The sequence below is a fragment of the Hylemonella gracilis ATCC 19624 genome, assembly GCF_000211835.1.
Taxonomy (GTDB): domain Bacteria; phylum Pseudomonadota; class Gammaproteobacteria; order Burkholderiales; family Burkholderiaceae_C; genus Hylemonella; species Hylemonella gracilis.
The window spans coordinates 37,865-62,356 of the sequence record NZ_AEGR01000024.1 but is presented as its reverse complement, the minus strand read 5'-3'; the positions used below and the strand labels follow the sequence as shown (position 1 = coordinate 62,356).

Annotated in this window: 17 protein-coding genes, 1 tRNA gene and 1 pseudogene; 6 read left to right on the top strand and 13 right to left on the bottom strand. The window is 64.0% G+C overall.

What is annotated here, in order from left to right; translation table 11 throughout:
* Positions 1-2 precede the first annotated feature (2 nt).
* The gene (locus HGR_RS01905; RefSeq protein WP_006296368.1) at positions 3-1,025 is read right to left on the bottom strand and encodes an ABC transporter substrate-binding protein; all 1,023 of its coding nucleotides are present in this window, start codon (positions 1,023-1,025) and stop codon (positions 3-5) included.
* Between the two features lie 42 nt (positions 1,026-1,067).
* Positions 1,068-2,822, bottom strand: a complete 1,755-nt coding sequence (gene atzF / locus HGR_RS01900) for an allophanate hydrolase (RefSeq protein WP_050797357.1) — start codon at positions 2,820-2,822, stop codon at positions 1,068-1,070.
* A gap of 456 nt (positions 2,823-3,278) precedes the next feature.
* On the opposite strand from atzF, the gene HGR_RS01895 reads away from it, so the two are divergent.
* Complete coding sequence (locus HGR_RS01895) at positions 3,279-5,138, top strand: methyl-accepting chemotaxis protein (RefSeq protein WP_039852048.1); 1,860 nt, start codon at positions 3,279-3,281, stop codon at positions 5,136-5,138.
* A 118-nt stretch (positions 5,139-5,256) separates the two neighbouring features.
* On the opposite strand, the gene HGR_RS01890 is transcribed toward HGR_RS01895, so the two are convergent.
* Positions 5,257-6,201 carry a LysR family transcriptional regulator gene (locus tag HGR_RS01890; RefSeq protein ID WP_039852047.1) on the bottom strand — a complete coding sequence of 315 codons (945 nt, stop codon included), beginning with the start codon at positions 6,199-6,201 and terminating at the stop codon, positions 5,257-5,259.
* Between the two features lie 141 nt (positions 6,202-6,342).
* Between HGR_RS01890 and HGR_RS01885 the strand changes: the two genes are divergently transcribed.
* From HGR_RS01885 to HGR_RS01865, 5 genes are read left to right on the top strand one after another with little or no spacing between them, the layout of a single operon-like run.
* Complete coding sequence (locus HGR_RS01885) at positions 6,343-7,197, top strand: fumarylacetoacetate hydrolase family protein (protein ID WP_006296364.1); 855 nt, start codon at positions 6,343-6,345, stop codon at positions 7,195-7,197.
* A gap of 7 nt (positions 7,198-7,204) precedes the next feature.
* On the top strand, positions 7,205-9,292 hold the full coding sequence (locus tag HGR_RS01880; protein ID WP_006296363.1) for a hydantoinase/oxoprolinase family protein: 2,088 nt from the start codon (positions 7,205-7,207) through the stop codon (positions 9,290-9,292).
* A complete protein-coding gene (locus tag HGR_RS01875; protein WP_006296362.1) occupies positions 9,289-11,031 on the top strand; it encodes a hydantoinase B/oxoprolinase family protein in 1,743 nt (580 codons plus the stop codon). The genes HGR_RS01880 and HGR_RS01875 overlap by 4 nt, the downstream gene beginning before the upstream one ends.
* 22 nt (positions 11,032-11,053) lie before the next feature.
* The gene (locus HGR_RS01870) at positions 11,054-11,467 is read left to right on the top strand and encodes a hypothetical protein (protein ID WP_006296361.1); all 414 of its coding nucleotides are present in this window, start codon (positions 11,054-11,056) and stop codon (positions 11,465-11,467) included.
* A gap of 28 nt (positions 11,468-11,495) precedes the next feature.
* On the top strand, positions 11,496-12,467 hold the full coding sequence (locus HGR_RS01865) for a Bug family tripartite tricarboxylate transporter substrate binding protein (protein WP_006296360.1): 972 nt from the start codon (positions 11,496-11,498) through the stop codon (positions 12,465-12,467).
* 166 nt (positions 12,468-12,633) lie between these two features.
* On the opposite strand, the gene HGR_RS01860 is transcribed toward HGR_RS01865, so the two are convergent.
* The 10 genes and pseudogenes from HGR_RS01860 to HGR_RS01820 form a co-directional block, all read right to left on the bottom strand.
* Positions 12,634-14,127, bottom strand: coding sequence for an AMP nucleosidase (locus HGR_RS01860; protein ID WP_006296359.1), 1,494 nt, complete (start codon positions 14,125-14,127; stop codon positions 12,634-12,636).
* A gap of 38 nt (positions 14,128-14,165) precedes the next feature.
* Complete coding sequence (locus HGR_RS01855) at positions 14,166-14,363, bottom strand: hypothetical protein (protein ID WP_006296358.1); 198 nt, start codon at positions 14,361-14,363, stop codon at positions 14,166-14,168.
* A 90-nt stretch (positions 14,364-14,453) separates the two neighbouring features.
* Positions 14,454-14,612, bottom strand: a pseudogene (locus HGR_RS17170) (IS3 family transposase); the annotation flags it as partial.
* 46 nt (positions 14,613-14,658) lie between these two features.
* Positions 14,659-15,669: a response regulator gene (locus HGR_RS01850; protein ID WP_006296357.1), complete on the bottom strand. Its 1,011-nt coding sequence runs from the start codon at positions 15,667-15,669 to the stop codon at positions 14,659-14,661.
* Positions 15,666-19,286 carry a hybrid sensor histidine kinase/response regulator gene (locus HGR_RS01845; protein ID WP_006296356.1) on the bottom strand — a complete coding sequence of 1,207 codons (3,621 nt, stop codon included), beginning with the start codon at positions 19,284-19,286 and terminating at the stop codon, positions 15,666-15,668. The genes HGR_RS01850 and HGR_RS01845 overlap by 4 nt, the downstream gene beginning before the upstream one ends.
* 67 nt (positions 19,287-19,353) lie before the next feature.
* Complete coding sequence (locus HGR_RS01840; RefSeq protein ID WP_006296355.1) at positions 19,354-19,554, bottom strand: hypothetical protein; 201 nt, start codon at positions 19,552-19,554, stop codon at positions 19,354-19,356.
* Positions 19,555-19,611: 57 nt separating this feature from the next.
* Positions 19,612-20,766, bottom strand: a complete 1,155-nt coding sequence (locus HGR_RS01835) for a PepSY-associated TM helix domain-containing protein (RefSeq protein WP_006296354.1) — start codon at positions 20,764-20,766, stop codon at positions 19,612-19,614.
* Between the two features lie 70 nt (positions 20,767-20,836).
* Entirely contained in the window at positions 20,837-22,999 is a 2,163-nt protein-coding gene (locus HGR_RS01830; RefSeq protein WP_237701355.1) for a TonB-dependent siderophore receptor, read from the bottom strand.
* 297 nt (positions 23,000-23,296) lie between these two features.
* The gene (locus HGR_RS01825) at positions 23,297-24,307 is read right to left on the bottom strand and encodes a GGDEF domain-containing protein (RefSeq protein ID WP_006296352.1); all 1,011 of its coding nucleotides are present in this window, start codon (positions 24,305-24,307) and stop codon (positions 23,297-23,299) included.
* 61 nt (positions 24,308-24,368) lie between these two features.
* Positions 24,369-24,445 (bottom strand) — tRNA-Ile (locus HGR_RS01820).
* Positions 24,446-24,492: the final 47 nt, after the last annotated feature.

Genomic DNA, 24,492 nt, shown 5'->3' with positions numbered 1-24,492 from the left:
CTTCAGCCCTTGTAGAGCATGGTGTCGACCATCAGGCGCGAGGAGAAGATGCCCTTCTCGGCGAACAGGTCGAAGAACTTCTGGAAGTGCGCCACGTCGGCCGGCGTGAACTCGTTGTACATCGTGTAAGCGGCCAGGGGCACCTCGCCGGTCAACGCGCCTTCGATGGCCGTGTAGCCCTTGAGGTACTGGCGCGCCTCGACGGCCTGGCTGCGCACGAACTGCACGCCCTTGCCGTAGGCGGCGATGAACTTCTTGGCCTCGGCCGGGTATTTCTTGATGAAGGCCGAGGACAGCGACGCCGAGCCGCCGAACCACGGCGCCATCGGGTCACCCAGCACGTACTTGGCGATCACGCCGGCTTCGAGCATGCGGGTGGTGCCGTTCATGCGGCCGATGGTGCCCGTGGGCTCCAGCGTGTAGCAGCCGTCGACCTGGCCTGCGGCGAGCGCCGCCACGTGCTGGCCGATGGGCAGCTCCACGACCGTCACGCCGGTGGCGCCGCCGCGCTCGAACACCGTCTTGGCCAGCGTCACGTTCTGGATGCCGGGGCCGGAGGCCACGCGCTTGCCCTTGAGGTCGGCGATGGTCTTGGCCGGGCTGTCCTTGGGCACCAGCACTTGGTCCAGCACGTTCTTGGCGTTGCTGGGGTTGGAGCAGAAGATCTTGAACGTACCCGGCTGAGCCAGCTCGCCGATGGCGATGTTGGCCGAACCGGTGCCGTTGGCCGTGCCGTCGGCGCGGTCGGACAACACGGCCTCCATCACTTGCTGGGCCCCGGCGAAGCGCAAGGCCTCCACGTCCAAACCGGCTTCCTTGAAGAAGCCGCGTTCGATGGCCGCATAAAAAGGCAGACCCGCCGCGATGGGCCAGTAGCCAATGCGGATCTTGGGGCCGCTTTGCGCGCGCACCAAAGCCGGTGCTCCCAGCACGCCCAGCATGGCGGCCGCGCCCCCGGCCTGCACGAGCTTGCGGCGCGTGGTCGCGACGGAGGAGGGAAGGAAGGAACGTTGGCTGTCTTTCATGGAAAGCTCCTGCACAGTGGGTTGAAGAGAGGCACGCAGGTTTCAGGCCTGCGGTGGGGTCGGCACGGCTTGCGCCGCGAGGTAGGCCCGCCAACCGCCATGGGCCGTGATGTCCAGGGCGCCGTTGAGCGCCAGCGCCTCGCACAGAAAACCCTGCACATTGCCGCCGTCGTCCAGCGACAGCGTGCCAATGCCCAAGGGCGCGGGCACGAGCGCGACGAAGGAGCCGTAGTGCTCGATCGGCATCTCCCAGACCTCGACCGCGATGCGCGCGCCCTGCCCTTCGGCCACGCGCTGCAGGCCGGGCTTGGGCGGCATCGTGCCGGGCAAGGCGTAGAGCCGGTAGTGCGGCGCGGTCGTGGTCTGCGCAAGCAAGCGGGCACCACGCTCGGTGAGTTGTGTGTTGAGGGGCATGCCCGAGAGGTGGGCACCCACCACCGCAACGCGCACGGTGGACGGGGCCTCCGATGAGGACCTGATGCCAGGGATGGGCACCGGCGCGGGCAAGGGCTCGCCCGTCGCTCCTTGCGTCAAACCCGTGGCGTGGTGGTAACGCTGGCCCAATTCGGCCAGCTGCCAATCGCTGCCGCAGGGGCCGATCAGGGTGATGCCAAAGGGCAGGCCATCGGGCCGGATGCTGCTGGGCACGGACAGGGCCGCGTAATCCAGCAGATTGACGAAGTTGGTGTAAGCACCCAGGTTGCGGTTGAGCGCCACCGGGTCGGCCTGCATTTGGGCGATGGTGTAGTGGGTGGGGGCCGTGGGCACGAGCATCACGTCCATGCCCTGTCCACCCGCTTCTCGCCATTGCGCCGCAGCCTGCTGACCCAAAGCGCGCAAACGCGTCTGTGCGATGCAAAGGTCCGCAGCGTCATACGAGCGCCCTTGGGCGATGATGCCCCGCACGGGCTCCATCACGGCCGCCTCATGCGCGTCGAAGAAGTCGCGGATGGCGGCGTAGCGTTCCGCCACCAGGGCGCTTTCATACAGCAGCGCCGCCGCTTCGGCGAAAGGCTGATAGGCGAAACGCACCTCCACGCCACCCAATTCACGCAGGCCGGCACGCGCACGCTCGAATTCGGCCTCAGCCAGTCTGTCGCCGAAGAAGGCCAGCGCATCGGGCACACCGAAGCGGAAGGTCTTGGGGAAAGGCCGGTCCGCCAGGGTCAGCGTGCGTGAATACGGGTCTGCGGGGTCATAGCCCCGCGCCGCGGCCAACACCTGCGCAGCCAGCCCCACGCTGCGCGCAAAGATGGAGACGCAGTCCACACTCTGCGCGGCCGGCACCACGCCGCGCGCACTGATCAGGCCCTTGGACGGCTTGAGCCCGACGATGTTGTTCAGGCCGGCAGGCACCCGGCCCGAGCCCGCCGTGTCCGTGCCCAGGGCGAAATCCACCTGCCCCTTGGCCACCACATGAGCCGAGCCGGAACTGGATCCACCGGACACATACGCCGGATCAAAGGCATTGGGCACCGCGCCCCAGGGCGAGCGTGTGCCGTTCAAGCCGCAGGCGAATTGATCAAGATTGGTCTTGCCCGCCAAGGACGCACCGGCATCGAGCAGCTTTTGCACCACCGTTGCGTGGGCCTGCGGCGAGTACGCGAAGGCGGCGCAGGCTGCCGTCGTGGGCAGGCCCGCCGCGTCGATGTTGTCTTTCACCGCGAAGTGCAAGCCTGTCAAAGACCCCGTGACCGCGCCTTGCAGTGGTGATTCTCGGTGGCGTATCCAGGCGCGGGCGCCTTCCGACGCAGAAGACGGGGTGAGAGCTGGGTCAGGAGAAGGTAAGTGCACCATGGGGCCGCAAGTCATCTTGTATACATGAAAACATGCAACATGCGTGCCAGATCCCATGCGACCCGAAGCGGCTGCGCGGACAAAGCGACTGGGCGGCCACCGTTTTGCTTGCGCGTTTGCGGTGAATTTTTCACGATAGGCCCCCGCACGCGCCTACAAAACTGGAACCGGGGCCTCGCAGACGGGCCGTGAATGGCTAAATTACCCCTTGCGTCTTGAATACGCCTGCGTTTTACTTCCCTGCCCGGCTCAGTTGGGGGTTTGCGGACGCGGCCCGGACCCGAGTCCATGACCGGAAAAGCGCGCAAGAGGTTGTCAGGGCACGCTGAGTCGCACTGGCCTGGGTTCGACCCTTGTTATGGATACCTTTGCGCTCGCGCCTGCGCTGCGCCCCTTTCTTGAGCAGCATCTTTCTAAAAACCACTCTGAGGAAACATCGTGAACTATCTGAAGAACATGCGCATTGGCGCCAGGCTGGGCCTGGGATTCGGCGTGATCCTGGTTCTGCTTGCGGTGGTCTCATTGCTGGGCATCAGCCGCATGGCACAGGTCTACAAGGAGCTGCAAGCCATCACCGATGAGAACAACGAGAAAGTGAAGCTGACCGAGAACATGAGTGAAACCATCACCCATATCGGTGCGCTGGCGCGTGACGTGGTGCTCCAGACTGAGGAAGCCGGCATACGTGCCGCGCACAAGAGCCTGCTCGAGACCCGAAGCGGTTACTCCAAGTTGGAAGCTGACCTCGCCAAGATGCTGGAAAGTCTGGCGAGCACGAGCCAAGCCGAAAAAGACACGCTCGCCAAAACCAAGACCATCCGCGCCCGTGCCGACGCCATCACGGACAAGGTCGTCGAACTCGGCTTGGCGAACCGAAATGCAGAAGCCACGCAGATGCTGACGCGCGACATGGTGCCCGCCCAGCGGGAGTGGCAGGCGGCCATGGATGAATTGGCCGACTTCGAATACAAGGCCAGCGACGACGCGGAAGTGCGGGCCAAGGGGGTTTACGAGACGGCCATGGCCTCCATCATCACGTTGACCGTCATCGCGATCGCCATTGGTGTCTTCGTCGCCTACGTGATCACGCGTTCCATCACGGCCCCCGTCGGGCGTGCCGTGACGCTGGCCGAAACCGTGGCCGCCGGCGATCTTTCAAGCCGGGTCATGGTGGAGGGTCAGGACGAAACCGCCCAGTTGCTGCGTTCACTGGCCCACATGCAAGAAAGCCTGTCGCGGGTGGTGAGCACGGTGCGTGTGGGGTCCGAGTCGGTGGCCACGGCCAGCGCCGAGATCGCCCAGGGCAACCAGGACCTCAGCGCCCGCACCGAGACCCAGGCCAGTTCCTTGGAGGAGACGGCCGCGTCCATGGAGCAACTGTCCTCCACCGTCACCCAAAACGCGGACAACGCGCGCCAAGCCAACCAACTCGCTCAAAGCGCATCGTCCGTCGCGGTGGAGGGCGGCGAGGTGGTTTCGCAAGTGATCGAGACGATGAGGGGCATCAGCGACTCGAGCAAGAAGATCGCCGACATCATCAGCGTGATCGACGGTATCGCCTTCCAGACGAACATCCTGGCCTTGAACGCGGCGGTGGAAGCGGCACGCGCGGGCGAACAGGGCCGGGGCTTCGCCGTGGTGGCGGGCGAGGTGCGCAATCTGGCCCAGCGCAGCGCCGAAGCCGCCAAGGAGATCAAGACCCTGATCACGGACAGCGTGCACCGGGTCGAGGCGGGAACCACCTTGGTGGACCAAGCGGGCAACAAGATGTCGGAAATCGTTCAGGGCATCAAGCGCGTGACGGATCTGGTGGGCGACATCAGCGCGGCCAGCACCGAACAAAGCCAAGGCGTCGCCCAGGTGGGCGAAGCGGTGCAACAGATGGACCAGGTGACGCAGCAGAACGCGGCCCTGGTGGAGGAAATGTCGGCCGCGGCCAACAGCCTCAAGAGCCAGGCCAATGAGCTGGTGCAAGCCGTGGCCATCTTCAAGCTGCTGGACGGGCATGGAGGGCATGGCGGCGCCCGGGCTGCGGCCCCCAGCGGCTTGGGCACCCATGGCGCCACGGCGGCGTCACATGCCGCGCCGGCCGTGGCATCCCCCGCCGCCAAGCCAGCCGCAGGGGACAGCCAGCGGCCCGCTGTGAGCCGCCTAGCGCGCCCCGCGCCCACGGCCACCGCCAAGCCCGTCACCCCACCCGCAGCCCGCAGCGCTCCCTCCCAGACCGCGCTGCCATCGGCCGCGACACCCAGCAAAGCCTTGCCAGACGCCGCGCCCAGCGGCCGCGGGGGCGAGGGCGACTGGGAAACCTTCTGAGCAGAGTCTCAACGCGGGCCTTTGCCCACGCCCACGCCCACGCCCACGCCCACGTCACGTCGATGTCCATGTCCATGCGTGGGCTGGCGTGGAGCCTTCCCTCCCCAAATCCAGAACGTCAAAAGAGGGCGGGCTCGCCTGGGACGGAGGGCTTGAGCTGACCACCCCAGGACTGCACGGTCTCCCGTATCAGGCGTGAAACGATGCGACTGGCCTGGGTCAGCTGACCCCATTTCGGATGCGCCAAGGTCACATACCGTTTGAGCTCGGGCGTGACCAGCTTGGCCGCCCGCAGCTTGCCCTGACGCAACTCCTCGTCAATTGAAAACGGCCCGAGCAATGCATACAGATTCGGTTGATCCAGCAGAACTTGCTTCTGGAGACGCAGGGAATCCGCATCGATCACCGCCTGCAGGTGGAAGCCCTGGCTGCGGGCCGTCTCGTCCAGGATGGCCCGCCAATGCGCGGGCCGTCTGGGCAGCACCAGCGGCAGGTCTTCGAGCATCTTGAAGCCCACGGTCTCGCCGCGCGTGCGGGCCGCGCCTGGGCTGGACACCAGATAGGTGTCCACCGTCGCCAGCAGGACTTCGTCCTGACCGCGAGGCGGGTCGAACCGAAACAGGACCGCCATGTCCACGCCGCCCGTGTCGAGCATGGCGTCCAGCTCACCGCCCTGCCCCTCGCGCACGTTGAGCACGATCCTGGGATAGTCCTGCCGCAAGCGGCTGAACACATGGCTCATCAAGGGGTGCGCCACCGAGGGCAGGACGCCGATGCGCACCTCCCCCATGGGCACGGTGGACGCTTGCCGGATCTCCGCGAACAGCTCGTCACAGCCGTTCAGCCAGAGTCTGACCCGTCGTTCGACATGTTGTCCGAACTCGGTCAGGGCCACGCCCCGGCCGGTGCGCCGGAACAAAGGGCTGCCGCATTCCTTCTCAAGCGCGCTGATCTGTCGGCTGATGTGTGACTGAACCGTCTGGCGCCGTGCGGCGACTTTGGTGAAACTGCCCAGCTCGGCGACTTCAAGGAACAGACGGAAATCCTGAATCTGAAACTGCATCTGCATCTGTACGCCCCGCTATGCCAAATCAGGCATGTCTGAAATCTTCGAGTGCATTCTATGCAGATGACTCGCGCGTTCCTAGACTGCCCCTCCATGGACAACCCAGCCACCGCAAGGTGACCACCAGGAAAACAGAACATGAGTTTCGTGAGTTTTGACATCGAGGGCCGTGCGAGCTACGGCGTGTGGAAGGATCAACAGACCTGGATCCAGGCACCGTCGGAATTTGAAGCCCGGTATCCCGACCTCAAGTCCGTGATTGCCGCCGATCGGCTGGATGAACTGGACCGCGTGGCGCGCACGTTGGGCCGCACCGTGTCAGCGGGTCAAGCCCGCTTGCTGCCCGTCATCCCGAACCCCGGCAAGATTCTGTGCGTGGGACTGAACTACAAGTCGCACGTCGCCGAGACCAAGCGCGCGGACAGCGAGTACCCGGCGATCTTCACGCGTTTTGCCGACAGTCTGCTCGCGCACGACGCCCCGATGCCCAAACCCAAGGCGACCCAGCGCTTTGACTTCGAAGCGGAACTGGCCGTCATCATCGGCAACGGGGGGCGCGCCATCCCCCAGGCACGGGCGTTTGAGCACATCGCCGGTTATGCCTGCTTCAACGACGGCACCGCGCGCGACTGGCAACGCCACACCCATCAATGGACACCGGGCAAGAACTTCCCGGCCACCGGGCCTTTCGGCCCCTACATGGCCACGCCACGCGAGATCCCCGACGTCAACCGACTGACGATCGCCTCGCGACTGAATGGACAGGTGATGCAGCAAGCCTCCCTGGCCGATCTCATCTATACCCTGCCCGTCATCATCGAATACCTGTCGGGCTTCACGACGCTGTCGCCCGGTGACGTGATCGCCACCGGCACGCCTGGCGGTGTGGGCGACCGCCGCGACCCACCGGTTTACATGGTGGCCGGGGACGTGATCGAAATCGAGATCACCGGATTGGGCGTTCTGCGCAACGTCATCACCGACGAGGCCTGAAGACGCCATGAACGCCCCCTCTTCCCAGAAGTCGCTGCGCATCGCCGTCGATATCGGCGGCACCTTCACCGACATGGCCGCGTTTGACGAGACCAGCGGCACACTGCTGTTCGGCAAGGCGCTTTCCACCCATGGCGAACTCGTCAAGGGCATCCAGGACACCATCAACAGCGCCAAGATCGACTGGCGTGACGGACGCCTGTTCCTGCACGGCTCGACCATCGCCATCAACACCCTGCTGGAACGCAACGGGGCCAAGACCGCCTTGCTGATCACCGAGGGATTTCGTGACATCTACGAAATCGGCCGCGTGAACCGGCCCGACGCCTACAACCTCTTCTTCAACAAGCACCAGCCCTTGGTCAAGCGCTCGCTGCGTCACGAAGTCTCGGAGCGCTTGCGCGCCGACGGCGGCATCCACAAGCCGCTGGACGAAGCCGCCGTGCGCGAACTCGCACGCGAGCTCAAGGGCCAGGACATCGAGGCCGTGGCCGTGTTGCTGCTGCACTCCTACCGCAACCCAGCACACGAACAGCGGGTCAAGCAGATCCTGCAGGAAGAACTGCCGGGGGCCTTTGTCTGTGCCTCCCATGAGCTTTCGCAGGAATACCGCGAGTTCGAGCGTGTGTCCACGGCCGTGGCCAACGCCTACGTCGGTCCCCGCGTGAGTGCCTACCTCGGTCAGTTGGAACAGCACCTGAGCGGCCAGCATTTCGAGGGCGATTTCTACATCGTTCAGTCCACGGGCGGCTTGTTTCCGGTGGCGCATGCCAAGGTGGGTTGCGTGCGCATGCTGGAATCCGGCCCCGCGGCTGGCGTGATCGGCGCGCAGGCCATCTGCGCGCAACTGGGCATGGGCGACGCCATCGCCTTCGACATGGGCGGGACCACGGCCAAGGCCGGGGTGATCAGCGAGGGGCGGCCACTCACCACGGGTTCGGCGCTGATCGGAGGTTACGAGCGCGCGCTGCCCATCCAGATTCCGATGATGGACATCCATGAAGTCGGCACGGGGGGCGGCTCGATTGCACGCGTCGAGACCGGCAAGGCGCTGCGCGTCGGACCGCAAAGCGCGGGCTCGATTCCTGGGCCCGTGGCCTATGGCCGCGGCGGGCAAGACCCCACGGTCACGGACGCCAACTTGCTGCTCGGCCGCCTGGACGCCGACCACTTCCTGGGCGGCGAACTCAAGCTGGACCTTGAAGGAAGCCAGCGTCAGATGCTGGAACGGGTGGCCAGCCCGCTGGGCCTGGACCCGACCGAGGCCGCCGATGGCATCTTGCGCATCGCGGTGACGCAGATGTCGCACGCCGTCAAGGCCGTGACCACGGAACGGGGCCTGGACGCGGGCAACTTCACCATGGTGGTCTACGGTGGAGCCGGCCCCTTGCACGCATCCGCGATTGCGCGGGAGCTCGGCATCCGCAAGGTGCTGATTCCCTATGCGCCGGGTTATTTCTCGGCCTACGGCATGCTGTTCTCCGATCTGCGTTATGACTACGTGCGTTCGGTCTTTCGCAAGCTCAATGAGGTCTCCTTCGAGGAGATCGAGGCCGCCTACCAGTCCATGGAGGACGAAGGCCGCGCGGCCCTGGCTCAGTCGGGTGTGAAGCCGGAAGGCGTGGTCATCGAGCGCGCCGCCGACATGCGTTACGTCGGCCAGGAGCACGCGGTGACCGTCGACCTGCCGCAGGCCTTCTTCGCGGCCAAGGACCGCGCCGCGATCAAGCAGCAATTCGACGAGCTGCACAAGGTGCGCTACGGCACGTCCGCGCCCAAGGAACCGGCCGATCTGGTCAGCCTGCGCGTCACGGTCCTGGGCACGATGAAAAAGCCGCCTCGGCACAGCGTGGCACGGGGCACGGCCCAAGCCGCGCCCGCGGCGATGCGCGCGAACAAACCGGTGTACTTCCGCGCGACAGGATGGGTCAACACCCCCGTGTACGTGCGCGAGCAACTGCTGGCGGGCAACGTCGTCGTGGGCCCGGCGTTGATCGAAGAACATGCCTCCACCACGGTCGTTCAACCTGGCGACACCCTGTCCGTCGACGAACTCGGCAATCTGCAAATCGTCATCGGGAACGAAACACCATGAGCACGACAGCCACCCCCAAGACGTCCGGGATAGATCCGGTCACCGTCGAAATCATCCGCAATGGCCTGTATGCCGTGACGGAGGAGATGAAGACCAACCTCACGCGCACGGCCTACAACCTCATCATCTATGAAGCGCTGGACTTCACCGTCGGCCTCTTCACCAAGGAAGGGGACACCGTCTCCATCGGCCTCGGATTGCCGATGTTCATCCGCGGCATGTCCGAGACCGTGAAAGCCAAGATCCGGCACTTTGGCTATGACAACATCAAGCCGGGTGACATCCTGGTGACCAACGACGCCTACACCACGGGCAGTCACCTGAACCACTTCACCTTCACGATGCCGGTCTTTCACGAAGGACAGCTGCAGGGCTTCACCTGCTGCATGGCGCACTGGCTGGACGTGGGCGGCACGCTGGGCAACGTGACCACCGACATCTACAGCGAGGGCATCCAGATTCCCATCGTGAAGTACCAGCGCGAGGGCGTGGTCAACCAGGACCTCATCGACATCATCGCGATGAATGTGCGGCTCTCTGAACGTGCCATGGGTGATCTGCGCGCCCAGATCACCGCCATCACCACGGGCGAGCGCCGTTACGTCGAACTGCTGCGGCGCTACGGCGCCGAAGCGGTGCACGGCGCGATCCAGCAGATCATGGATTCGTCCGAGGCCGTGGCGCGCGAGAACACCCTGTCCATCCCCGACGGCACCTATGAAGCCGAATCCTTCATGGACGACGATGGTCTGGAGATCGGCAAGCGCATTCCGATCCGGGTGAAGGTGACCGTCAGCGGCGACGAAATGACCATCGACCTCTCGGATGTGAGCCGACAGGTCAAGGGCTTCTACAACTCCGGCTTCACCACCGGCATCGCCTGCGCGCAGGTGGCCTACAAATGTCTGACCACGCCCACCGACTACCCGGTGAACGACGGCAGCTTCCGACCTCTCAAGGTGATCATGCCCATGGGCACGGTGATCAGCGCGGAACGGCCCTACCCCATGCGCGTCTGGATGACCTTCCCCATGACGGTGATCGACACCATCTTCAAGGCGCTGGCGCCGGCCATCCCGCACCGGTCGATCGCGGGTCACCACGCCGACTTGGTCTTCCCCAACATCCATGGCATTTCACCCGAGGACGGGCGGCTGTTCATCGTGGGCATCGGTCCTCTGGGCGGAGGCTGGGGCGCCAAGAGCAGCGAGGACGGGGTGTCCGTCACGGTCTGCATCAACGACGGAGACACCCACAACAGCCCGACCGAGCAACTGGAGGCCAAGTACCCGGTGTTGGTGGAGAAATACGAAATCCGCCAGGACTCGGGCGGCGCGGGCCGACATCGCGGTGGCTTGGGGGCCGAAATGGTGGTGCAGGCGCTCTCGCCCTTCACCGTCACGACCCGCATCGACCGCGTTCATTGCAAACCCTGGGGGCTGGAAGGTGGCGGAGATGCCATGGGCAACGGCCTGGCGGTGCGACACCAGGGTGAATGGAAGACGGACCATCCGAACGCCAAAATCTTCAACGTGCGCCTGGAGCGGGGTGACGCCTACAGAATGCTGTCGGGTGGCGGTGGCGGCTTCGGCAACCCCATGGAGCGCGACGCCGAACGGGTGGCCGAGGACGTGCGCGAAGGCTACGTGAGCCGCGAACAAGCCGAGACCTTGTATGGCGTCGTGCTCGACGAGCGCTTCGAGGTCAACGCCGAGGAAACCGCGCGACGCCGCGCCTAGCTCAAGCGGAGAGGGGACCCCGATGGACATGCAGCCCTGTGATCAAGCCGCCTACCTCTCGATGCTCTGGCATCGGCTGGCGGCGCAGCACATCGCGCTGGGCTGTGCCTGCGCCATGAGTGGCGTGACCGTCACCCTCGAAGACTTCGAGCGTGACATCGCCGACCATTTCCTGGAGCGAAGCGAGCGCGAAGGCATGACCGAGGTCATCGATTTCCTGCTGCTGCGGGGCCCCTTGGCGATCCAGCCGCAGCCCGTGCGCGACATCCTTCAGCGCCTGAGTGACGGAGAGGCAAGCTCCGCCGTCGCGGACTGGCTGCTGCCGCGCATGAGCAGAACGCTGCAGTCCTACGCGGAACTGCACGGCCCCGCCCTGGCCGCACCCTTGCTGGGTGGTTCCAAAGCCTGGCGAGGCGCATACCGAGGCGAGGTTTGAGCATTTCAATTTTCTTCAGGAGACAACCATGAACATCCGTATCCCCAAACTGCTCGGCTTGCTGCTGGGTTTGCTCATGACCGGCATCGTCGCTGCGCAAGACAAATTCCCGGAAGGGCCCGTCAAGATCATTGTTCCTTTCGCCGCGGGCGGAGGTGTCGACAATGCGGCGCGCTTGCTGGCCAAGCAGTTGCAAACGGACTTGGGTGTGCCGGTCATCGTTGACAACCGCCCCGGAGCCAGTGGCGCCATTGGGGGCAAGGCCGTGCAGACCGCGCCCGCCGACGGCCTGACACTGCTGTTCTCCGCCGCCACGCAGGTGCTGACCAAGGAGGCCATGGCCAAGCCGCCCTATGATCCCTTGACCGACTTCAGCTTCATCGCCCGGACCGCAAGCGCGCCCCTGCTGATGGTGATCGCCCCCAATCTGCCGCAGACGCAGATCAAGGATGTCATGCAAGCCGCGCGCAGTGAACCGGACAAATGGTATGCCGGTCTGCCCGCGCTGGGCGCCCCCAGTCACCTGGCCACCCTGATGCTGGCCAAGGAAGGGCAGCTCAATCTCGCGACGGTGGTGTACCGGGGCACCGCGCCCGCCCTGACCGATGTCGCCGGTGGCACGACCCAGATCCTGATCGACTCCATCATCTCCTTGCAATCGCTGGCCAAGGCGGGCAAGGTCAAGCCCATCGCCGTGACGTCGGCCAAGCGCAGCGCGCTGATGCCGGAGGTGCCCACGGCCGCGGAGAGCGGGTTCCCCAACTTCGTCGCGGAATCCTGGTATGGCGTCTGGGGTCCCAAGGGCTTGTCGGTGCAACGGCAGCAAATGCTGAACAAGGCGATCAACGAAGCCACGCGGCAATTGATCAAATCCGGCGCCTATGCGCCGCTGGGGATTGACCCCGTCATCGAAACCATTGATGACTTCAAGAAATACAGCCAGCGCTACGTGTCCGAGAGCGCGGCCTTGCTCAAGAGCAGCGGCTACAAGCCGGAGTGAGCGAGCCCACGCCGATCTTCGTCGACATCAGGGTGCTGGCTCGGCGAGCGCGAGCCGGCTAAGACTCGGGGTTTTGGCAGTTACGCGCGGTCTGCGGTAACGACTTCTTGGAGTCGCGCGCAACAACGGCGCCCGGGCGCCGTTATTGTTTGCGCCCAACGCAGACTTATTGGAACGCCACCTCCGCGAAGCTCCTGAGCTTGCGGCTGTGCAATTGGTTGACACCGCCCTGGCGCAGCAGCTCCAGCGCGCGAATGCCGATGCGCAGGTGCTGGTCCACGCGCTCGCGGTAGAAGTGGTCGGCCATGCCCGGCAGCTTGATTTCGCCGTGCAAGGGCTTGTCGCTCACGCACAGCAAAGTGCCGTAAGGCACGCGGAAGCGGAAACCATTCGCGGCGATGGTCGCGCTCTCCATGTCCAGGGCCACGGCGCGGCTCTGGCTGAAGCGGCGCTGCGGCCGGTTCTCGGGCAGCAGTTCCCAGTTGCGGTTGTCGGTGGTGGCCACCGTGCCCGTGCGCAAGATGCGCTTGAGCTGCGCGCCATGCAACTCGGTCACGTCGGCGACGGCCTGCTCGAGCGCCAGCTGCACCTCGGCCAGCGCCGGAATCGGCACCCACAGCGGCAACTCCTCGTCCAGCACATGGTCCTCGCGCACATAGGCGTGGGCCAACACGTAGTCCCCGAGCTGTTGGCCATTGCGCAGGCCCGCGCAATGGCCGAGCATGATCCAAGCGTGCGGGCGCAGCACGGCCACGTGGTCGGTGATGTTCTTGGCATTGGCCGGACCGACGCCAATGTTGACCATGGTGATGCCATTCCCATCGGGCAAGACCAGGTGGTAGGCGGGCATCTGCGGCAGGCGCGGCGGCGCCTTGCCGAGGGCGTCTTCGTCACGGGCCGGTTCACCCGCGCGGCGCGTGACCACATTGCCCGGCTCGACGAAGGCGATGTACTCGCTCTTTGCATCCCGCATCAGCTCACGCCCGAGGCGGATGAACTCATCGATGTAGAACTGGTAGTTCGTGTAGAGCACGAAATTCTGAAAGTGCCCGGGCCCCGTGCCGGTGTAGTGACGCAGCCGGTGCAGGGAATAGTCCACGCGGGGCGCGGTGAACAGCGACAAGGGCTGTGGCTGCCCCGCCTGGGCTTCGTGGGTGCCGTTGGCGATGCCGTCGTCCATGGCCTCCAAGTCGGGCAGGTCGAACCAATCGCGCATTTTCTGGCGCCGCTCCGCGCTGAGGCTGCCCTCGATGTGGTCATGCTCGGCAAAGGAGAAATGCACGGGGATGGGCTGGCGGCTGGTCGCGACCTCCAGCGTGACGCCATGGTTGCGCAGCAGCAGGCGGAACTGCTCCAGATAGTAGGTGCTGAACAGATCGGGCCGGGTGAGCGTGGTTTCATACACCCCCGGGCCGGCGACGAAACCGTAGCTCAGACGCTCCTGCACACCCGCCTGCTGACGCAGCACGGTCTCCGTGCGGATGCGCACCAGCGGGTAATAGGCTCTCACGGGTCCGGCGCCGTCATCCCCCGCCACGAAACGCCGCATGCCTTCGCGCAGATGAGCGATGCTGGCGTCATAAATCAATTGCACCTGGGCCAGGGCCGCGGCGGCATCGTCAAAGGGTTGCGGGGAGATGAAGGGCGGAAGGTGGTGCATACGAAACGATTGTGCCTGCGGTCCTCAGCGACCATAGGCTAGAAAAACTTCAAAAGCGCAATGGCCATGGCAATAACTCCGCAACCTACCATCAACTTCCGATTGAGAAGAAATGCAGGAAGCTTCTCTTTCATCGAGTGAGGAAAATTTTCGGCAGCAACAGCCCAGTAGAAGAAAGCAACTGACAGAATGAAAAACACAATGATGTCGCCCCAGGGAATCTGCTCTTCGAACATTTGATCACTCCGTTCAAACCAATAAATAAAAATACGTTCAGACAAAACATCTGAACTGCCTCGGCTCTCGTGGAGGCGGGTTGACTCAAGTCAGGCCGCCCCATGGGTGGTCTGACAGGCTAGTTGCCAACAGTAGTTTGCCTCAGCTTCTGCAGACGGTATGTCCCCAATGGCTCCGAGCAGCCGATGATGGTTGAAACAGGACCCCCATCGCAGCGTCGCCAGTTCCACTGACTCTCGGGTTGGCCAGGAGCGTTCACTCTAGTCCCAAGAGGATCACTGCAACCCTCACCCTTCACCCCTCGAACTGCGGATGCAACTGCTTGATGCGGTTCATCGCCAGTGCCGCGGCGGCCGTGCGAGTCTCCACGCCGAGCTTGGCGTAGACCCGCTCCAGGTGCTTCTTGACCGTCATGGGGCTGCTGCCCAGGATGTCGCCGATGTCGCGGTTGATCTTGCCCTTGATGACCCAGTAGAGCACCTCGGCCTCTTTGGCCGTCAATCGGAAGCTCAAGGAAATCGCTTCGATGACGCTTTCGTCTGAAGCCTCCTGCATGATCAGCATCCAGTCGCCCGCGGCCGCGGAGGTCGCGCCATCGTCATTGCGCTGGTGCAGCCGCAAGGTGAGGCGGCGCGCGCCCTGCTCCACGCTCAAGCGCGGCGGCTCGGCCAGGGGTTCACCGCGGGCTTGGGCTTCCAGCACATGCTCCACGCTGAGACGCAACCAGGTCAGCACTGGCTCAGGCACATGCGCCGGTCCAGGCACTGGCTCGCCGTAATAACGCGCCAGCAGCTCACGTGCGAGCGGGGTCTGCCACATCAGTCGGCCGTCGCTGGCGCGCACGGTGACACTGGCGTAGCCGAAGGCATCCAGCGCGTTGCGCGCCTGGCGCCGCTCACGCGCGCCCTGCAGGTGCACGTGCATGCGGGCCAACACCTCCTTGGGGCGGATGGGCTTGGTCACGTAGTCGGTGCCCCCCGCCTCCAGCGCGGCCACCAAGTGCTCAGTCTCAGTCAGCCCCGTCATGAAGATGATGGGAATGTGGGCCGTGGTCGCGTCGGCCTTCAAACGCCGCGCAACCTCGAATCCATCCATGCCGGGCATCATGGCGTCGAGCAGCACGATGTCCGGACGGGCCTGCGCAGCCCGCTGCAATGCCGAGGCACCGTCCAAGGCGACCAGCACGGTGCAGCCCGATTCGTCCAGCGCGTCGTGCAGCAGCGACAGGTTGTCGGGCACGTCGTCGACGATCAGCACCACGTCGCTGTGCGCGCGGTTGAGGGCCTGGGCCAGGGTATCGCTCATGTCTTCGGGGCAGAGGGTTCGATCAGCGCCAGGATGGCGTCGAAGCGGTAGGCGCGCGCCAGCGCCCGCACCTGCGCCACCCAGCTTTGGTGAGCGGGATTCTGCGCCTCGACGTCGTCGAGCAGGCGCACGATGCCACGGTAGTAACCCAGCCCCGCGAGTTCACGCAGCTCGGCCACGCGCTCGTCCGAGGGCGGAGTCACCGGCCCAGGCGCGGCAGGTGCCGGGGACTGGGGCGGCGTGAGCTCGGTCCAACGCAGTTGCAGTCGCTGCTCCAGCCAATCCAGCAACTCGCTGTGGCGGATGGGCTTGGTGATGAAATCCGATACCGCGATGCCCGCGTCGTTCTCCAAGCCCTTGTCGAAGGCATTGGCGGACACCACGGCCACAGGGAGTTGGGCCAGCCCCGGCATGCGGCGCAAGCGGCGGATGGTTTCCCAGCCATCGATGCCGGGCATGGCCAGGTCCATGAAGATGGCGTCCGGCACGTAGCCCGCCGCCAGCAGGTCCAACGCGTCATGGCCGCTGGACGCGGTGCGCAGCACGAAGCCCAGGGGGACCAGCAGCTGCGTGAGCATCTCGCGGTCGGGCTCTTCGTTGTCCACCACCAGCACATGGCGGCGCGCGCCGAGGTAGCCACGGCGGGGCGGCTTGGGCACGGCCGGTCGCGCCGAGGGCAAGGCGGCGTGCGCCTCGGGCAGGAAGAGCTTGACTTGGAAGACCGAGCCCAGGCCCGGCGTGCTTTGCACCGTGAGCTCGCCGCCCATGAGGTCGGTCAGCATCTTGGCGATGGTCAAGCCCAACCCGGCACCCGGCGTGCCCTGGGCAGAGGCTGTGCGGGCGAAGGGTTCGAACAGGCGCTCCATCTCGTCCAGCGCCATGCCGGGGCCGGTGTCGCGGATGTCGATGTAAGCCATTTCGCGGGCGTGACGCACCTGGAACGTCACCTCACCCTGGGCGGTGAACTTGATGGCGTTGCCCAACAGATTGATCAGAATCTGGCGCACGCGCTTTTCGTCGGCGCGCACCCGCTCGGGCAGCGTGGACAGGGGCGCGAAACGGAAAGCCAGCCCCTTGGCCGCGGCCTGCAACTCGAACATCGCGGCCAGTTCATGCACGACGTCGGCAAAGGCCATGGGCTTGACGTCGAGCGTGAGCTTGCCCGACTCGATGCGCGCCAGGTCCAGGGTGCCTTCGATCAGCGACAGCAGGTGCTCACCGCCACGGCGGATCACCTGCACCGCGTGCTTGCGGTGCGCGGGTACTTGCGGGTCCTCGCCCATCAGTTGCGCGTAACCCAGGATGCTGTTGAGCGGCGTGCGCAGCTCATGGCTGATGGCGCTGATGTAGCGGCTCTTGGCCTGGTTGGCCTGCTCGGCCTGCCTGCGCGCGTGCTCGGCGATGCCCTGCGCCTCCTCGGCCACGCGGCGTGCCTCCTGCAAGGCGGCATCGGTTTGCTGGTGCAGATCGATTTCACGGCGCAGCAGGGCGGTCTGCCGGTTGGACTCTTCTTGCGCCACCTGGCGGCTCTTGTGCGCCAGCACCACCCACCAGGCCACGGTACCCGCCACCAGCAGCAGGGCGACGTAGGCCTTGAGGAAGGCCGAGCGCAGGGCCGATTCGGCGGCCTCCAATTCGACTGCGGAGCCCAAGCCCCGGTGCATCAAACCCTGTAGCTCCTGTTGGTAAAACAGAGCGAAAACGCCGGCCAGCAAGGGCGCGGTGAACAGCATCAGCAACAGGAAGTGCGCGAGCCCTCGATCCAGGTAGGGCCAAAGGGTACGCGGCAGCAGACGCTGCAGCACGCTGTTCCATTGCGCGGAGAAACTGGCGCCCGGCTTGCACAGGTCACCGCAGCGCGCGTCCAGGGTGCAACACAGCGAACAAATCGCCCCCTGGTACGCCGGGCAATGCGCCATGTCCGGCCCTTCGTATTCACGCTCGCAGATCACGCAGCGCTGGAGCTTCACGCCCAGGTAGTTCCCTGCTTGCGCTGCACCAACCGCCACCACCACCGGGCCGCGCCAGGACGGCCGCGTCCCCGCGACCGGGGCGGACGAGACACGCTGCGCATGGCTCGGGGCATCGGCTTGGCGAGCCAGGTAATAACGCCCTCGCGTGGCCCAGGCGATCAGCGGCGCCGTGACGAAGGCCACGCCCAAGGCGATCAAGGCCGAGTAGGCCTGGGCCATGGGCCCGAACACACCCAGGTGCGCCGTGACCGAGACCAGGGACGCCAGGGCCATCGCCCCCACACCCACCGGGTTGATGTCGTACAGATGCGCCCGCTTGAACTCGATGCCCTTGGGCGAAAGACCCAGCGGCTTGTTGATGACCAGGTCCGCCACCACGGCCATCATCCAAGCGATCGCGATATTGCTGTACAAACCCAGCACGTCGCCCAGGGCCTGGAACACATCCATCTCCATCAGCAGGAAGGCGATCAGGGTGTTGAACACCACCCACACCACGCGCCCCGGGTGGCTGTGCGTGAGGCGCGAGAAGAAATTGCTCCAGGCCAGGGAACCGGCGTAGGCGTTCGTCACATTGATCTTGAGCTGCGAGATCACGACGAAGAGTGCCGTCGCGGCCACGGCCCAGCCGTAATGCGGGAAAACGTAGCCGTAGGCCGCCAGGTACATCTGGTTGGGGTCCACCGCCCGGTCCGCCGGCACGGCTTGGCTCAAGGCCAGGTAGGCCAGCAAGGCACCGCCCAGCATCTTGAGCACGCCCGGCAGCACCCAGCCCGGCCCGCCGGCCAGCACCCCCGCCCACCAGCGCAGGCGATTGGTGGAGGTACGCGCGGGCATGAAGCGCAGGTAATCGGCCTGCTCACCCATCTGCGTCATCAGGGCCACCCCCACGGTCAAGGCGGCACCAAAATGGAGCGCACTTAGACTGGCCGTGCCACTGCGATCCCCAGCGTAGTGCAGAACTCCATCAAAAGCGTGCGGATCGAGCACCAGGACCGTGACAAAGGGCACGACCAGCATCAGCAGCCACAGCGGCATGGTCCACACCTGCAGGCGGCTGATGACCGACACCCCATGCGTCACGAGAGGGATGACCACCAGCGCGCAGACCAAATAGCCCCAGCGCGGCGGGATGTCCAAGGCCAGTTCCAGCGCGTAGGCCATGACAGCGGCCTCCAGCGCAAAGAAGATGAACGTGAAGCTGGCGTAGATCAGCGACGTGATGGTCGAGCCGATGTAGCCGAAACCCGCGCCGCGCGTGAGCAGGTCCATGTCCACGCCGTAGCGGGCCGCGTAGACGCTGATGGGCAAGCCAGCCAGGAAGATGATGAGGCCGGTCGCCAGGATGGCGAGCGCGGCGTTGGCCCAGCCGTACTGCACCAGCAGCGTGGCGCCAACCGCCTCCAGGATCAGGAAGGAAGCCGCACCGCCCGCGGCCGTGTTGGCCACGTTCCAGGCGCTCCACTTGCGAAAGCGCTGCGGGGTGTAGCGCAGCGCGTAATCTTCGAGCGTCTCGCTGGCCACCCAGGCGTTGTAGTCGCGCCGGACCTTGACGATGGTCTGCACAGGCGCACCGGCAGCATCCACCGCGTCCGATACAGCGGTGTCGGCGGATTCAGACGGAAAGCGGGCCGGGGCATCCATGCTCCCTGACATTCAGGAACCATGCCATGCGCAGGCCCCGGGAAACCCTCGCAGGCAGGTTTTCGGCTCAGTTCGCGCGGCGGCGACGCAGCCAGCCGTACCAAATGCCCACCAGCGCTGGCACCCACAGGCACAGTCCTGCCAGCATGTCGCCGAAGCCACCCTCGCTGAACAAGGCGGCAACCAGCCCCACCGCCGTCAGCACACCCAGCACGATCGGCCAAGTCCAGATGGCAGGTTCGCTCAGTTCTCGCTGCGGTTCACTCATGCAATCCCCCCATGCCGCGCAGATGGCTGCGACGGTTTTTGCGATGCGAAGCCATGCTCATGACACCACCGCGCTTTCGTCCGGCCGAGTCGATTCATCACGGCGGCGGCGCGTGGCGCCCTGGGGCTTGGCCAGCCAAAGGTAAAGGCCGCTGCCCAGCACGATGATGGTCGCGATGTCCAGCACGGCCCAGACGATTTGCATGGGCCGCCCGCCGTAGTCACCGAAGTGCAGCGGTTGAGACACCCGCAGCGTATCGATGTACCACGGCGAGGGCGGGGCTGCCGTCACTTCATTGGTCTTGGCGTCCACCAGCACGGGCTGAATCAGGCGTGCGGTAAAGGGCTCATTGCCCTTGAGGAACACGGTGTTGTGGTGCGGGCTGGAGAAAGCCGTGCCTGGGAAAGCGATGAAGGACAACGCCCTGCCCGGCACGTGACGCAAGGCTGCGTCCAGGGAGCCCTGCACCGACGCACGCTCGGCCTCAGGCACGGGCGGTTTGCCCTGGTAAGGCTGCAGCACCGAGCTGAGTTGGTCGTATTGCCAATACTTGATGAGCGGGTCCGCCAAGGTGTTGATGACCCCGGTGGCCCCCACCACGAACAACCAGACCAGGGTCACGATGCCCAGCAGGTTATGCAGGTCCAGCCACTTGATGCGAGGACTGTTTTCACGTCGCACCGCGCCGAACTCCAGCTTGCGCATGAAAGGGCTGTAGAGCACCACGCCGCTGACGATGGCCACGAGCAGCAACAAGCCCATGAAGCCCAGGAAAAGCATTCCAGGCAGGCCCGCGAACAGGTCCACGTGCAGCTTGAACATCACCCACATGAAACCCTCGTCGAACCTAGGCTGCGCCAGCAGAGCGCCCGTGCGGGCGTCGATGGCCACCGAGCGGAAATCGTCCGTCGGCGCGGGGGTGGGCGTCATGGTCGCGAACCAGATGTTCGCGTCGTCCTCGTCGGGAAACAGGAACTGCACCACCCGGTCCGGATGCTGCGCCTTCGCCACCTCGATGACCTTGTCCACGCTCACACGCGGCGTGTCAGCGGGCATCTCCGGCGACTCGACCTCCGTGCCCAGCAGATGGCCGATCTCGTGGTGGAAGATCAAGGGCAAGCCAGTGAGGCACAGCAGCAGCATGAAGACCGTGCAAACCAGGCTGCTCCATTTGTGCACCCAGGACCAGGTTTTGATGGTTTTGTTTTGCATGGGTATCAATGGGGAAGACGCCCAAGGGCGTCTTACTTTTCCTCAGATGATCATTGGTACTGGCAGCGACTCAGAACTTATAGTTCAAAGAGGCTTGGTAGCTGCGAGGTGCCCCGTAGTAACCAATTTGGTAAAGACTATTGATGTACTTCTCATCGGTCAGGTTCTTGACATTGAAGCGCAAGGTAGTCTTAGGTGTGACCTGATACGCCGCGAAAGCGTTGAGCACCGCATAGCTGTCTTGGCGCACGGTGTAGCCACTCGAACCATCGACGTTGGAGGTCTTGCTCTGCCAACGGCCATTCGCGCCCAGGGTCACCGGAGTGCTGGGTACGCGGCCGCTGATCGCCAAATTGGCGGTCTGGCGCGGCGCCCACAGAACGGGATCACCAGACTCCGTGTCGGTCATTTCCATGGTGGTGTAACCCAGGACGACATCCAGGTTGTTGTCGAGCTTGCCGCTGACTTCGAACTCCAAGCCCTGGGACTCGACATCCATGCCGGTGTAGTAGTACTGCTGCGTGGTCGCGTTTGTGCCGGCATAAACGGAGAGTCCTTTTTGCTCAGCGCGGAACCAAGCCAGGCTCGTGAGCAGCCGCTTATTCAGCCAGTCCATCTTCACGCCTGCCTCGTAATTGACCCCCTTCGAAGGATCCAGATAGTCGCCATTGATGTCCTGTTGATCCTGCGGCTGGTAAATGTCCGAATAACTTGCGTAGCCCATCAAACGGTCAGTGAAGTCGTACGTCACGCCTGCGTAAGGACTGATTTCACGCTCAGTCTGGTCAAAGAGAGTGCCCGAGTCGTTGCCATCACGGTGAAACTCGGCAAAGTTGAAGCCACCAATCACTTTCAGCTTGTCACTCACCTGCAGACGAGTCGTGCCATACATGCGCGTGAGGCGCAGATTGAGTTCACTGTAGAACGTCTTCGGTCCCCAATCTGGCTCATCCACCTCATTCCCGTTCAGCGGGAAGCTGACAGGATCGAATCCAGACGCAGGGGTATGGTTCCAATAGGTCTGTTTGCTGCGGCCGTGACTGGCGCCCACAATCAATTCGTGCTGACGGCCAAACAGTCCAAAGCTGCCGCTGGCATTGACGTCAAAAAGGTGGGTTTCACTCTCGTCCACATATTTGCCCGGCCAGCCTGTCGCTCCCGAACCGGTGTTCGGATCCAGCCCGGTTGAGCTGTAAACATAGAACAATTGATCGTCGTTTCTGCTGCTTCGGAAGTTGTAAGACGTCTTCAGCTGCCAGTCCGCAGCGAGCTGGTGGATGTACTCAACGAAAGCCGTTTGGTTATTCGTATTCCAGTAGGTCCAATCCTGAGTCGTTGAGGCGCTGCGCGACCACTTAGCCTGGCTGCCGTCGTTGTTGCTGAACGTCAACGCACCCCACATGTTTCCGTCGGTATTGGCCTGTTGATAGGAGTAGCCAAGTGCCAAGGTGCCGTTGTCACCCACTTGACCATCCACAACGCCATAGATGTAGGTGCGCTCGTTTTCCAGGTCACGCAAATAAGAACCCCCCTCTTCTCGCACGGCAACAACCCGTCCAGCCCAACGGCCATCATCACTCAACGGTTTCGAGTAGTCGACCTCGGCCCGGGTAGTGCCCCAAGACCCATAGCTCACGCCGACCGATCCTTGTTCCACATTGGTAGGCCGCTTGCGCACATAGTTGATGGTGCCCGAGGAATTACCCACGCCAGTCAATAGACCGTTCGCACCACGGATGACCTCGACTTTTTCGTAGCCAAATGAATCCATGGCACCGGTCACGATGCCCCAATCGTTGGGCATGCCAACGCCATCGATCTGCGTGCTCTTGATTTCAAAGCCGCGCGACATGTAGTTGGTGCGATTGGTTTCCCACTCTTCAACCTGAATACCCGTTGACAAGCGCAAGGCGTCGTTGAGATTGGTCGCGCCGAAATCCTGCATCTGCTGGGCCGTCACCACGCTGATGGACTGCGGCGTTTCCTTGATCTCTAGATTCAGGCCAGTCGCGCCGGTGCTCACCCGCGCCTCGCGCTGGCTGACGATCGTCACCGCCTCCAAGGTTTTGGCACCAGAAGCCGCAGAGGCCGCAGAGTCGGACTGCGCCACGGCAGGCATCACGCAAGCCGCCCCCAAGAAGGCGACCAGGACCGCTTGTGCAACCGGCTTTCTGTCAAATCCAGAATGGACGTTCTTACTCGCTGCTTCAATTCTTGTGCGTGCTTTTTTCATTTTCTTTTGCTCATCCAAATCAATGTTCAGGAGGCCGATGCCTCACATGGCCCAACTCATACTCACCTGAATAGAAAACAAAGGCGACTAGCAATGATAATTACTCCTATTATAAATACAACGTCCTCTTGCCCCAATGTAGTGCGAACCCAACGGCAGAGGCATCGCCTAGGCTGTCCTACGGTTGAAACAAGACACGTTGTGCAGGGGCACGCCCTCCGCCCCGAAAACCCAGGTCATTGAGATACGGCAGAAGCGGGCGACCTAAGAAAGCAACCACTCACTCAAAGACCGAGATCAACCTCGGGCGCGCCTTGTCGCCTTGACCTGGTACATCAGCAGGTCTGCGCGTTGAAGCACCTCTTCCGGATCATGCTCACCCGGTTCAACGGCCAACACCCCGGCACTCGCACCCGCATAGTCCATCGTGACCTCACCCAGGTGGATTTGGCCGACGGTGGCGCCTGACACGCGGGCCTGCAGAGCCTGTTTGGCATCTTCAACCACTTGGGCATCGGCGGGGCCTTGGCCCACCACGACGAATTCGTCGCCCCCGAGTCGCGCCGCGAAGTCGCCCGCGCGCAGCGCGGCCCTCAAACGGTTGGCGATTTCAACGAGGAATAGGTCTCCCACCCCGTGGCCATGCTGGTCATTGATCGCCTTGAACCCATCGAGGTCGATGAACGCGACCAACACCCAGAATTTTTGGCGCTTGCCCTGAGCGAGTTGGCGCGCCAATTCCTGCAGCAAGGCACGACGGTTGGGCAGCGTTGTCAGTGGGTCCGTGCTGGCATAGGCTGTCAGCCGCGCATTGGCCTGCAACAGTTGGGCCACCAACTGTTCGCGTTCAATCTGGTGAGCAATCAAGGAGGCAAACAACTGCAACAAACGCTGCGCTTGGGGAGGCTGAGCGCGCCGGTCCGCGCTCGCAGCGCACAAGGTGCCGTACATCACCCCATCGCCCAGGTACACGGGCGTGCTCATGTAGGTCCGCAGGCCAAGACTGCGCACGGCACCGGTTTGCGACCAGCGCACGTCCGCATCGTCCACGAAGAAATCACCGGACTCCAATGCCTGCTTGCACAGCGTGTCGTCCCAGGGCACAGCTAGGCCTTCCGGCATGTCGAGTCGGCCGGTGTTCCTGGAATAGAGGATGTTCTGCACCCCTTGTTGCAGATCCACGCGCGTGAGGTAGGTGGACTCCAAGCCGGTGGCGGCCTGCAACAGCTCCAGCAAGGGACGGGTCAGCTCTTCGACGGAACGGGCCGTGGCGACGGATGTGGCGAGACGGTCGAGGATGGGGTCCATCGCCGCATTGTGCCGGTGACCTGGGCCGTGCAACGCTCAGCAGGACTGTGGGCTGTGGGGGTGGTAGGGCGTGCTGGGCTCGAACCAGCGACCAAGGGATTATGAGTCCCCTGCTCTAACCAACTGAGCTAACGCCCCCCAAGCATGCGCTGCGATTGCTTTGCCTGCGAAGTGGGAGATTGTAA